Here is a 12,185-nt window from a genome sequence, read left to right as displayed (position 1 = left end):
CTACAGGTGGTGCACACCTCGGCACATCCCCGGGGCACGGGCCGGGTGCCGGCCCGTGCCCCGGGGGCGTGACGGTGTCTCCGGGACGGTCAGTCCAGGCGCTCGAACAGCGCGGCGATGCCCTGGCCGCCGCCGATGCACATGGTGACCACGGCGTAACGCCCGCCGATGCGCTCGAGCTCATGGATGGCCTTGACCGTGAGGATGGCCCCGGTGGCGCCGATGGGGTGGCCGAGGGAGATACCGCTCCCGTTGGGGTTCACCCGCGCCGGGTCCAGCTCGAGGTCGCGCACCACCGCGAGGGCCTGCGCGGCGAAGGCCTCGTTGATCTCCCAGGTGTCCACGTCGTCGGCGGCCACTCCAGTGCGCTCGAGCAGCTGGTGCACGGCGGGGACGGGGCCGATACCCATGTACCGGGGGTCCACGGCGGCGACGGTGCCGGCGACCAGTCGCGCCCGCGGTTTCAGGCCCTGGCGCTCGGCGGCCTCGCGGGAGGCGAGCACCACCGCGGCGGCGCCGTCGTTGAGCGTCGAGGCGTTGCCGGCGGTGACGGTGCCGCCGTCGCGCTTGAACACGGGCTTCATCGCGGCCATACGCTCGGCGTCGATGTCGCGGCGCGGGCCCTCGTCGGTGTCCACGGTGACCGTGCCCTTGCGCCCGCGGATCTCCACCGGGAGGATCTGCTCGCGGAAGTAGCCGGCGTCGATGGCGGCGGTCGCCCGGCGGTGGCTCTCCGCGGCCAGCGCGTCCTGGTCCTCGCGGGAGATCCCCCACTTCTCGGCGACGTTCTCCGCGGTGACACCCATGTGGCACTTGTCGAACGGGTCGGTGAGCGCGCCAACCATGGCGTCGAGCATCTGCCCGTCGCCCATGCGCTGGCCCCAGCGGCCGCTCGGCAGCCAGTAGGGGGCGCGGCTCATGGCGTCGCCGCCGCCGGCGACGGTGCAGTCCGCGTCGCCGGCGCGGATGTAGTCCGCGGCGGTGAGGATGGCCTGCAGGCCGCTGCCGCACAGGCGGTTGAGGGTGAGCGCCGGGGTGGTCACGGGCAGGCCGCCGTTCACGGAGGCGACCCGGGCGAGGTACATGTCCCGCGGCTCGGTGTGGATGACATTGCCGAAGACCGTATGTCCCACCGCCTCCGGCGAGACGCCGGCACGGGCGACCGACTCACGCACCACCGAGGCGGCGAGCTCGCCGAGGGGGACGTCCTTGAGCGCACCGCCGTAACTGCCGACGGGGGTGCGGACACCGCTGACAACGACTACGTCCTGCATGACGGGGACTCCCTGAGCTGTTCTGTGTGGGATGAGGCCGGCAGGGCGCTTTCACGGGCGGCGCTGCACCGCACCAACCGTGAAAGCGCCCCAGCGCCCATCATCGTGATTCTACGCATCAAAATCAGCAATTTCTTGAACGGTGGGGGCTGGTCGGCGAAAATGGCGCGCTTCGAGAGCGCGGAATCCGGGCGCGCCCGGCCGACCCCGATCGGGGGGAACAATCCCGGCGGTATCGGCTGTCGGGCCGCCTTCGATGCAACCGGACCACGATGGGCGGGCGCATGCCCCGGGCAAAGGCCAGAAGCCGGCGCCGCCCCAATGTCTCTAGGGAGGTTATTCATGACCCAGCACATCCAGTATCCGGAATCGGGTGAAAAGATAAAGGTCGTCGACGGCAAGATCTCCGTGCCGGACAACCCGGTTCTCGGTTACGTCGAGGGGGACGGCATCGGCCCGGACATCACCCGCGCGAGCATGCGTATCTGGGACGCCGCGGTCGAGCAGGCCTACAACGGCAAGCGAAAGATCCACTGGGCCGAGCTCTACATGGGCGAGAAGGCCGCCGGCCTGTACGACGGCGACTACTTTCCCGAGGAGACCCAGACCGCGCTTCAGGACCTCATCGTCTCCATCAAGGGCCCGCTGACCACGCCGGTCGGGGGCGGTTTCCGCTCGCTCAACGTGGCCCTGCGCCAGAAGCTCGACCTCTACGCCTGCGTGCGCCCGGTGCGTCACTATGACGGCGTGCCCTCGCCGCTGCGCAAGCCCGAGGACGTGGACGTGGTCGTCTTCCGCGAGAATACCGAGGACGTCTACGCCGGCATCGAGTACCAGTCCGGCAGCGAGGAGAACCGGAAGGTCGCGAAGTTCCTCAAGGAGGAGATGGGCGAGACCTTCTTCGACGACGCCGGCCTCGGCGTCAAGCCGATCAGCCCCTTCGGTTCCAAGCGCCTGGTGCGCAAGGCCATCCAGTACGCCGTCGACAACAACCGTGAGAGCGTGACCCTTGTCCACAAGGGCAACATCATGAAGTTCACGGAGGGCGCCTTCCGCCAGTGGGGCTACGAGGTCGCCAAGGAGGAGTTCGGCGACGTCACCATCACCGAGGAGGAGCTCTACTCCACCTACGGTGGCAAGCGTCCCGAGGGCAAGATCGTCATCAAGGACCGCATCGCCGACATCATCTTCCAGCTGATGCTGCTGCGGCCCAACGAGTTCGACGTGCTTGCCACCATGAACCTCAACGGCGACTACCTCTCCGACGCCATCGCCGCGGAGGTCGGCGGCGTGGGTATCGCGCCGGGGGCGAACATGTCCGATCACGTGGCCGTGTTCGAGGCCACCCACGGCACCGCCCCGAAGTACGCCAACCAGGACAAGGTCAACCCGGGCTCGCTGCTGTTCTCGGGCGTGATGATGCTCGACTACCTCGGCTGGACCGAGGCGGCGGACCTCATCCGCGCGGCCTACCAGAAGGTGGTCACCACCGGTATCGTGACCTATGACTTCGCCCGCCAGATCGAGGGCGCGACCGAGGTCAAGACCAGCCAGTTCGCCGACGCGATCATCGAGCAGATGCAGGGCCGCATCGACCTCGCCAAGTACCAGCAGGAGCGCGAGGAGGCCATCGAGCACGACCGCAAGGTCCGCGAGCTGCGCCGCGTTGCCTCGCCGCTGGAGGAGATGATCGCCTCCGGGCGTACGCCGCAGAGTGTGCGCGAGATGATGAACCCGGAGCCGGTCTCCGTGGCCGCGGCCACCTCCGTGGAGGACGCCATGCACCTGATGCGAGAGCGCCACATCAGCTCGGTGATCTGCGAGCCGGGGGACGACGGGGCCTGGGGCATCATGACCCAGCGCGACGTCCTCTCGCGCATCATCTCCGCGGGCCGCCGTCCGTCGGACGCCCGGGTCAGCGAGGTGGCCTCCAAGCCGCTGGTCACCGTGCCCGGGGATATGGGCCTGCAGGAGTGCGCGGAGAAGATGAGCAAGGAGAATATCCGCCGCGTGGTCGTGGTGGAGAACGAGCGCCCGGTGGGCATCATCTCCGACACGGACATCTTCGCCGCCGTCGAGCAGTTCGGTCTGCCGGAGTAGGTCCCACCGCCCCTGGCGGTACCGAACGCCCGGGTGCTGCGTGCGCCCGGGCGTTTCTGTGTGCGGCCCCGTGAGCCTGGCGGCGGCGACGCGGATCTGCGCCCGGGACGGGCGCGGGCATTTGGTGCCGCGCCGGTGCGGACGGGGACGCCGGGATGAGGCAGGAGTCATGTTCGGGGTAGTCTGGATAACACGTCCGCCCAGGGGGAGATTTAGAGAATGAATGACAAGCGCACCGATGCGCCGCTCCGCGAGGACATCCGCCAGCTCGGCGGGCTGCTCGGCAGCACGCTCTACGAGCAGGCCGGCGAGTCCGTCTTCCACGTCGTCGAGGAGGTCCGGCGCCTGTCCAAGGAGGCACGCGCCGGCGACGCGGAGGCCGCGCAGGCGCTGGAGCGCATGCTCGCCGAGCTGCCGGACGAGCACATCATGCCGGTGGTGCGCGCGTTCTCGCAGTTTCTCAACCTCGCCAACATCGCCGAGCAGCACCACCGGGTACGCCGCAGCCGGACGTGGCTGCGCGACCCGGATTCCGCACCGCTGCGCGGCTCGCTGGAGGAGAGCTTCGAGCGCCTGAGCGGTGAGGTCGACGGCGAGCGGCTCCACCAGGCCGTGTGTGACCTGTCCATCGAGCTGGTGCTGACCGCCCATCCCACCGAGGTCAGCCGTCGCACCCTCCTGCAGAAGTACAACCGCATCGCCGAGCTGCTGGACCAGCAGGACCGTCTCGACCCCATCCCCGAGGAGATCGAGGAGGTCCACCAGTCGCTGCGCCGCGAGATCACCGCGGCCTGGTACACCGACGAGATTCGCCGCCAGCGCCCGCGCCCCCAGGACGAGGCACGCTGGGGGCTGGCGGTGATCGAGCAGACCCTCTGGGACGTCATCCCGCGCTACCTCCGCCGGCTCGACCGCCAGGTCTACCGGCGTACCGGCGAGCACCTGCCGCTGGATGCCGCACCCATCCGCTTCGGCTCCTGGATGGGGGGCGACCGCGACGGTAACCCCCGGGTCACCGCCACGGTTACCCGTGAGGTCTGCCTGCTCAACCGCTGGATGGCCGTCCAGCTCTACGAGCAGGAGGTCGGCCGGCTGATCACCGAGCTGTCGCTGCAGTGTGCCGACGACGAGCTCCAGCGCGCCTCCGGCGCAGCCTGGGAGCCGTACCGCCAGGTCCTCAAGGACGTTCGCCAGCGTCTGCGCGACACCCGCGCCTGGATCGACGCCCGCCTCGCCGGCGAGCGGCCGGCGGACGCGCCCGTCTACCGCTATGCGGAGGAGCTGCGCGAGCCGCTGCTGACCTGCTATCACTCCCTGCAGGCGTGCGGTGCCGGCGTGGTCGCCGAGGGCCGGCTACTGGACCTGATCCGGCGGCTGTCCGTGTTCGGCCTGACCCTGATGCGCGTGGACGTGCGCCAGGAGGCCGGGCGCCACAACGATGCCCTGGATGCCATCACCCGGGAGCTGGGCCTGGGCAGCTACCACGAGTGGGACGAGGACGACCGCCAGGCCTTCCTTATCCGCGAGCTCTCCAGCCGCCGGCCGCTGGTGCCGCGGGAGTTCCAGCCGGACGAGGAGGTCCGCGAGGTGCTCGACACCTTCGCCGTGATGGCGGAGATGGGGCCGGATTCCCTCGGTGCCTACGTGATCTCCATGGCCGCGCGCCCGTCGGACATCCTCGCCGTCGAGCTGCTGCAGAAGGAGGCGGGGGTGCGGCACTTCCTGCGCGTGGTGCCGCTGTTCGAGACCCTGGACGACCTGGAGGCCGCCGAGGCCACCATGGAGCGGCTGCTGGAGATCCCCTGGTACCGCGAGCGCATCCAGGGTCACCAGGAGGTGATGATCGGCTACTCCGATTCGGGCAAGGACGCCGGGCACCTCACCGCCGCCTGGGCGCTCTACCAGACCCAGGAGCGGCTGGTGGCGCTGGCCCGGCGCCAGGGCGTCCGACTGACGCTGTTCCACGGCCGTGGCGGGTCCATCGGCCGTGGTGGCGGCCCCACCCACGCCGCCATCCTATCCCAGCCCCCGGGCAGCGTGGAGGGGCGGCTGCGGGTGACCGAGCAGGGCGAGGTGATCCAGGCGAAGTTCGGGCTGCCGGGCATCGCCCAGCGCAACCTCGAGCTCTACACCACCGCGGTGCTGGAGGCCTCGCTGTGCCCGCCGGCCTCCCCGCAGGACGACTGGCGGACGCTCATGGACCGTCTCGCCGCCACCGCACGGGATACCTACCGCGGCCTGGTGCGCGAGACCCCGGAGTTCATCGACTACTTCCGCCACGCCACCCCGGAGCACGAGATCGGGATGCTGACCATCGGCAGTCGCCCGGCGCGGCGCAAGCCGACCCGCGGCGTGGAGAGCCTGCGGGCGATCCCCTGGATCTTCTCGTGGACGCAGACGCGGTTGCTGCTGCCGGCCTGGCTCGGCGTGGGCGAGGCCCTGGCGGAGGGACTCGCGGAGGATGGCGAGACCCTGCGCGAGATGTACCGCCAGTGGCCGTTCTTCCGCGCGTTCCTGGACATGGTCGAGATGGTGCTCGCCAAGGGCGACCCGCAGGTGGCCGCCTGGTACGACGCGCGGCTGGTGCCGGAGCCGCTGCGCGGGCTGGGCGAGCGGCTGCGCGGGCAGTACGACCGGACTCTCGACGGGGTGCTCGCGGTCACCGGCCACGAGGCGCCGCTGGAGGACTTCCCCGTGGTGCAGCGCTCGGTGGCGGTGCGCAACCCTTACGTCGACCCGCTCAACCTGATCCAGGTGGAGCTCCTCGACCGCGTGCGCCACGGCCGCGAGGAGGCGCTGCTGCCGCCACTGATGGTCTGCATCAACGGCATCGCCGCGGGTATGCGCAACACCGGGTAGGGGCGGCAACCCCGGAGCGGAAAGCGCGGGACACACCGGGGCCGCCCCGGCCGTATGGGGCACGGCGCCCCGTCAGGCCGTCCCTGCTTCCTCGCGCCCTGTCGCTTATCCCGCCCGCCGTACCAGCCGCGTGCGCGCGTCCCACTGGGCCTCGGGGGGCAGCGTCTCCAGGTAGTGGACCTCGCCCCCGATCTGCGCGGCGACGGGGGCGCCGTCGCGCAGGAGGATGCGGTTGGCGGGGGAGGCCGGGATCCGTCCGCCGGGCGTGACGATGCCCATCAGGTTCACCGGATCCGCCGCGGAGATCACCACGAGGGTGTCGTCCGGTTCGGCATGGCGGTAGCGCGCGAGCGCCCCCACCGCATCGGGATGGGCGAACTGCTCGCCGGCGAACTGGTCCACGAAACGGCCACCGTGGATCTCGCCACGGGCCTCCAGCAGCCGGAAGACGTAGAGCAGTTCCCGCCACGGCGGCAGTGCCTGCTCGCGGGCCAGCACCCGGCGGAAGACCACGCCGTAGCGACGCAGCAGCACCCGGGCGATGTGCTCCAGGGCGGCGAGGTCGGTCATGCGCCGGCGTTCGTCGGCGCCCGGTGCGGGTGCCCGGAGCGCCGCCCAGCGCCCGGCGGCGTCCACGCCCGGTGCGCTACGTCGGCGCCGCCGGCCGCGGGGAGCGAACGACGGGCGCTTGTGACTCGGGGCGATGAGCGCGCGCAGCCCGTCGAAGGTATCCGCCGTGACCCGGCCCATGGCGACGAGCTCGGCAAGGGCCTCCTCGACCTGGGTGCGGAGCATGCCCGTGGCCGCGACCAGGTCGGCGAAGAATGAGGCACCGTGCCCGCCCAGGGCGGCGAGCACCCGCTCCGCCCCGCCGGAAAGGCCGGTCTCCCCGGCCTGCGGTGCCGGGGTCGCCGTCCGCCAGTGGGCCAGGTTCTCACGTTCTATCAGCGAGATGGGTGTGTGCCGGACGGGGGCGGCGTGGCGGCGGCCGTCGTCGCCGGCGCGCGGCGGGGTCAGCCGCAGCCAGGCGAAACGACCGGTGGTGAGCAGCTGGTCGAGCTGGCCGCCGGTGTAGTCCACGACCCGGGCGGGCAGTACGTCGCTCTCCCACGCGCGCGCCGGCACGGGAAAGCCCTCGAGCTGTTCCAGAGCGCCGGCGAGTGTCTCCACCCCCTCGCCGCGCTCGTCGAGGCCGTGCCAGCCGACGAGAAAGCGCAGGTAGCGCCGGGGCGCGACGGGTTCGGCACGGGCGCGGCGGCGCTGCAGGCTGTAACGCTGGATGCGCGCGAGCAGCCCGCGCTCGCACCACTGCACGGCCCCGGCGTCGGCGGTGAAACGACCCTGAATCGCGAAACCCTCGGTTTCGAGCCGGGCGAGCGCCGCCGCCACGCATGCGTCGTCGACACCCAGCGGCGCCGCGAGCGCATCCGCGGTCACGGGCCCCAGCCCCTCCAGGCGTGAGCGCAGCAGCCCGGTGAGCGCCGTGTCGGCGTCCGTCGGGGGCGTGCCCACGGCGTCGATGGCGGGGCGGGCGGGGACGTCCGGGGACAGGGCCTGCACCTCCGCGAGGCGCTCCGCCGCCAGCCACAACGTTACGCCGCCGGGCACGGACACGGCACCGGCGCGCCGTTCGGTGCCGAGCTGTTCGAAGAGTGTGCGCCACTCGCCGGCGGTGCCTTCATCGGTGGTGAGGAAGCCGTAGGTGACCAGGGCGTCGTGGAGCTCATCGGCGTCGCGGGGCCGGGGCCAGACCTCGGCGCACACCCGTGCGACGGCGGCGGCGTCCGGTTGCGCCCAGGCCTCCGGCGAGCCGGGGGTGGCATTGCCGGCGATGCTGAGCGTGCGGCGCTCCTCCTGGGCGCCGTCGTCCAGGAAGGCGTAAGGGCGGGCGTTGATCACCTCCTCGGCGAGGGGGGAGGGGGCGGCGAGGTCGCGGGTCGTGACCGTGATCTCGCTGCGTTCCAGCCGCTCGAGCAGCGCCTCCAGACCGTCGGTATCCAGACTCTCCGCCAGGCAGTCGTGGAGCGTCTGGGTGACCAGCGGGTGCTCGGGGATCTCGCGGGCGCCGGCGAGGTTCTCGGCGCAGGCGAGCTGGTCCGGGAAGACTACCGAGAGCAGGTCCTCGGCGTCCTGGCGCTGTAGCTGCGCCGGCCGCCGGCGGCCGCCGTGGCTGCGCCTGACGGCCAGCGAGACGGTTGCCACCCAGCGCCAGCGCGTGGCGAACAGCGGCGCGTCGAGCAGCGCCTGGGTGAGCACCTCCCGCGCCCTGTCGCTCGCCAGGTAACGGGCGACCTCATCGAGGGGGAAGCTGTGGGTGGGGCCCAGGGAGAGCACGATGCTGTCCTCGAGGGCGGCGGCCTGGAGCTCGAAGTTGAAACGCCGGCAGAAGCGCTTGCGCAGCGCGAGCCCCCAGGCGCGGTTGAGGCGCGAGCCGTACGGCGAGTGGATCACGAGGTGCATGTCGCCGGCCTCGTCGAAGAAACGCTCCATGGCGAGCTGCGCCCGGGTGGGCACGACGCCGAGGGCGACACGGGCGACGGCGAGGTAGTCGGCGAGCTGCGCCGCGGCGCCCGCCGGCAGGCCGTGGGCGTCCATCAGCCACTCGCGCACCGGTCCGGGGTCGTTGTCCGACGCTGCGAGCCGCCGGTCGGCGTCGGCGCGCAGGCGTGATACCGCCGCCGAGAGCTCCTCGCTGCGCGCCGGCGCCTCGCCGAACCAGAACGGCAGGTTGGGCGGCATGCCCCCGGCGTCCTCCACGAGCACGCGCCCGGATTCCACCTTGAGGATGCGATAGGCGGTGTTGCCGAGCTGGAAGACGTCACCGGGCACGCTCTCGAAGGCGAAGTCCTCGTTCACCGAGCCCACCCGCAGCCCGTCCGGCTGGAGGAGGACGTCGTAGTCGAACTGGTCCGGGATCGCGCCGCCATTGGTCAGGGCCACCAGGCGTGCACTGCGGCGCGGGCGCAGCCGGGCGTTGACCGCATCGCGGTGGAGGTAGGCGCCGCGACGCCCGCGACGGGTGGTGATCCCCTCGGCGAGCATGCGCACGAGACCGGTGAACGTCTCGCGGGTGAGCCCCCGGTAGGGCCAGGCGGCGGCGAATGCCTCGTACAGGGCCCGCTCGTCCCATTCGCCGGCGGCCGCGGTCTCGGCGACGATCTGCTGGGCGAGGACGTCCAGCGGTGCCTCCGGGATGTGGATGCGGTCGAGCTCGCCGCGGTGTACGCAGTCGAGCAGGGCGGTGCATTCCACCAGGTCGTCGCGGGTGAGGGGGAAGAGGCGGCCCTTGGGGAGGCGGCCGAGGCCGTGGCCGGAGCGGCCCACGCGCTGGAGCACCGCGCCGATGCCCCGGGGCGAGCCGAGCTGGCAGACCAGGTCGACGTCGCCGATGTCGATGCCGAGCTCCAGCGATGCCGTCGCCACCAGTGCCCGTAGCTCGCCGCGCTTGAGGCGCTGTTCCGCGTCCATGCGGTGTTCGCGGGCCAGGCTGCCGTGGTGGGCGGTCACAGTGCCGTCGCCCAGGCGCTCGGCGAGGTGACGGGCGGCGCGCTCGGCGAGCCGGCGCGTGTTGACGAAGATCAGCGTGGTCCGGTGTGCGTCCACGTGCCCGGCGAGACGGTCGTAGATCCCCTCCCAGACCTCGTTGGACATCACCGCGGCCAGCGGCGATTCGGGCACCTCCACGGCGAGGTCGCGCTCGCGCACGTGGCCGGTATCCACGATCTCGCAGCGGCCGCGCTCACCGCTCAGGAACGCGGCGATGTCCTCGATGGGCTTCTGCGTGGCGGACAGGCCGATGCGCTGGGGCGGTCTCGGGGTGAGCCGCGCGAGCCGTTCCAGCGAGAGCGCCAGGTGGGCGCCGCGCTTGTTGCCGGCGAGGGCGTGGATCTCGTCGACGATCACCGTGCGCACCGTCGCCAGCATCCGCCGCCCGGACGCGGAGGTGAGCAGGATGTACAGCGATTCCGGCGTGGTCACCACGATGTGCGGCGGGTGCCGGCGCATGCGCTCGCGCTCGGCGGCCGGGGTGTCACCGGTGCGCACCCACGCGCGCACCTCCACGGTGGGGTCGCCACGGGCGGCGAGGGCCTCGCCGATACCGGCAAGGGGCACCTGGAGGTTGCGCTGGATGTCGTTGGACAGCGCCCGCAGCGGCGAGACATAGAGTACCGTGGTCTCGTCGCCGAGCCCGGACGCCAGGCCCTCACGCACCAGCTCGTCCAGCGCCGCGAGGAAGGCGGCCAGGGTCTTGCCGGAGCCGGTGGGGGCGGCGATGAGGGTGTCGTGTCCGTTACGGATCGCCGGCCAGGCCCCGCGCTGGGCGGCCGTGGGCTCGCCCAGCGTGGCCCGGAACCAGTCGTTCACGGCAGGGTGGAAGGCGGTCAGTGGCATGATTCATTGGACCCACGGTCGCCGGGGGCGTTCCCGGAGTGTACGTCAATGGCCGTGTCCGCGGGCGGCGGCCGTCGTGTACGGGTGAGGGCTACACCGGCACCATGGGGGCAGCGTGCCGTGTGGCGCAACGCGCTTGGGAATCCCCGGCAGGCGCTATATCCTTGGGCGCCGGCAACCATCCCTCGAACGAGTCACTACCGGGTAGGCGTCCCATGCAGGAGTACCAGCGCGCGTTTCTGGCGTTCGCCCACGAGCGCGGGGTGTTGCGATTCGGCAGCTTCACGCTCAAGTCGGGCCGCGAGAGCCCCTATTTCTTCAACGCCGGGCTGTTCAACACCGGCGGCGCACTGGCCCGGCTGGGGCGTTACTACGCCCGCGCGATCGAGGAGGCGGGCATCGAGTTCGACGTGCTCTTCGGCCCGGCCTACAAGGGCATCCCGCTGGCGGCGGCCACCGCCGTGGCGCTGGCCGAGCATCACGGGCGGGACCTGCCCTACGCGTTCAACCGCAAGGAGGCCAAGGATCACGGCGAGGGCGGCAACATCGTCGGGGCGCCGCTGCGCGGACGCGTACTCGTCATCGACGACGTGATCACCGCCGGGACGTCGGTGGCCGAGAGCGTGGCGCTGATCGAGGCGGCGGGGGCCACTCTGGCGGGCGTGGTGATCGCCCTGGACCGCCAGGAGCGCGGTGAGGGCGAACGCTCCGCGGCCCAGGAGGTCGCCGCCCGCCACGGTGCGCCGGTCCATGCGATCGCCGACCTGGACACCCTGGTCGCGTACCTGGAGACACAGCCGTCGCCGCCACCGGCCCTCCACGCCCTGCGCGCCTACCGCCGGCGCTATGGTGTGAGTGCCGGCTGACAGCCCCGTCCATCTGCCCGACAATGGCAGAGGGGCAGGCGGCGCGACAGGGGGGTGCGAGTATGTGGATCAGGGCGGCAGCGGGGTTGCTGGTCGCGGCGGTGCTGGTCGCCACGGCCCGGGCGGAGACCTACAAGTGGGTCGACGATCAGGGCAATGTCCACTACAGCGACTCCATTCCCCCGGATGAGGCCGGCGCCCGTCGCGAGCGCGAGATCAAGTCGGACCGCGGCGTCACCGTCAAGCGCGTCGAGCCGCCGCCCACGCGCGAGGAGCTGGATGCCCGCGCCCGGCGGCATGCGCAGGCCGAGGCGCAGGCGCGCGCCGAGGCGGAGCAGCGCGAGCGCGACCGCATACTGCTGCGGACCTATGACAGCCTTGAGGCCATGAAGGCCGCGCGTGACGAGCGCCTGCATGCCCTCGAGGCGCATATCTCGCTGGCCCGGGACCGCCTGCAGCGGCTCGACGAGCGTCGCCAGGCGCTCGCCGACCGGGCCGCGGGAATGGAACGCAAGGGCAGTGACGGCCTGGAGGGGGTTTACGAGCGTATCGATTCGGTACGCGAGCAGATGCGCTCCCAGCGCGAGTACATCCAGCGCCAGCGCCGCGAGAAGGCCCGTGTGCGCGCCCGGTTCGAGGTGGACATGGCGCGCTACCGGGCGCTGACCGACGACGACGGCTAGGCGGCCGCGGC

Annotated in this window: 6 protein-coding genes and 1 pseudogene; 5 read left to right on the top strand and 2 right to left on the bottom strand. The window is 71.8% G+C overall.

Features of this window, described 5'->3' with window-relative positions:
- Nucleotides 1–89: 89 nt before the first annotated feature.
- A complete protein-coding gene (locus C516_RS0101545; RefSeq protein WP_018716593.1) occupies nt 90–1,274 on the bottom strand; it encodes an acetyl-CoA C-acyltransferase family protein in 1,185 nt (394 codons plus the stop codon).
- A 342-nt stretch (nt 1,275–1,616) separates the two neighbouring features.
- Here C516_RS0101545 and icd point away from each other — a divergent pair.
- The 3 genes and pseudogenes from icd to ppc all read left to right on the top strand — a co-directional run.
- Nucleotides 1,617–2,855 (top strand): annotated as a pseudogene (gene icd / locus C516_RS0101540) (isocitrate dehydrogenase (NADP(+))); the annotation flags it as partial.
- Entirely contained in the window at nt 2,853–3,374 is a 522-nt protein-coding gene (locus C516_RS21495; protein WP_310504214.1) for a CBS domain-containing protein, read from the top strand. The pseudogene icd and the gene C516_RS21495, both read left to right, overlap by 3 nt.
- Nucleotides 3,375–3,593: 219 nt before the next feature.
- Entirely contained in the window at nt 3,594–6,233 is a 2,640-nt protein-coding gene (gene ppc, locus C516_RS0101535) for a phosphoenolpyruvate carboxylase (protein WP_018716591.1), read from the top strand.
- A 105-nt stretch (nt 6,234–6,338) separates the two neighbouring features.
- On the opposite strand, the gene C516_RS0101530 is transcribed toward ppc, so the two are convergent.
- The gene (locus C516_RS0101530; RefSeq protein ID WP_018716590.1) at nt 6,339–10,625 is read right to left on the bottom strand and encodes a DEAD/DEAH box helicase; all 4,287 of its coding nucleotides are present in this window, start codon (nt 10,623–10,625) and stop codon (nt 6,339–6,341) included.
- Nucleotides 10,626–10,840: 215 nt separating this feature from the next.
- On the opposite strand from C516_RS0101530, the gene pyrE reads away from it, so the two are divergent.
- Both pyrE and C516_RS0101520 read left to right on the top strand, forming a co-directional pair.
- Nucleotides 10,841–11,491: an orotate phosphoribosyltransferase gene (gene pyrE / locus C516_RS0101525; protein ID WP_018716589.1), complete on the top strand. Its 651-nt coding sequence runs from the start codon at nt 10,841–10,843 to the stop codon at nt 11,489–11,491.
- Nucleotides 11,492–11,553: 62 nt separating this feature from the next.
- Entirely contained in the window at nt 11,554–12,174 is a 621-nt protein-coding gene (locus C516_RS0101520) for a DUF4124 domain-containing protein (RefSeq protein WP_163139649.1), read from the top strand.
- Nucleotides 12,175–12,185: the final 11 nt, after the last annotated feature.

Origin of the sequence: Arhodomonas aquaeolei DSM 8974, from assembly GCF_000374645.1 — a bacterium.
GTDB classification, from domain to species: Bacteria; Pseudomonadota; Gammaproteobacteria; order Nitrococcales; family Nitrococcaceae; genus Arhodomonas; species Arhodomonas aquaeolei.
This window is presented reverse-complemented; position numbering and strand designations above follow the sequence as displayed.

Coding starts and splice junctions, on each gene's coding strand:
- C516_RS21495 (WP_310504214.1), top strand. CDS start 2,853: ATGCAGGGCCGCATCGACCTCGCCAAGTACCAGCAGGAGCGCGAGGAG.
- pyrE (WP_018716589.1), top strand. CDS start 10,841: ATGCAGGAGTACCAGCGCGCGTTTCTGGCGTTCGCCCACGAGCGCGGG.
- C516_RS0101520 (WP_163139649.1), top strand. CDS start 11,554: ATGTGGATCAGGGCGGCAGCGGGGTTGCTGGTCGCGGCGGTGCTGGTC.
- C516_RS0101530 (WP_018716590.1), bottom strand. CDS start 10,625: ATGCCACTGACCGCCTTCCACCCTGCCGTGAACGACTGGTTCCGGGCC.
- C516_RS0101545 (WP_018716593.1), bottom strand. CDS start 1,274: ATGCAGGACGTAGTCGTTGTCAGCGGTGTCCGCACCCCCGTCGGCAGT.
- ppc (WP_018716591.1), top strand. CDS start 3,594: ATGAATGACAAGCGCACCGATGCGCCGCTCCGCGAGGACATCCGCCAG.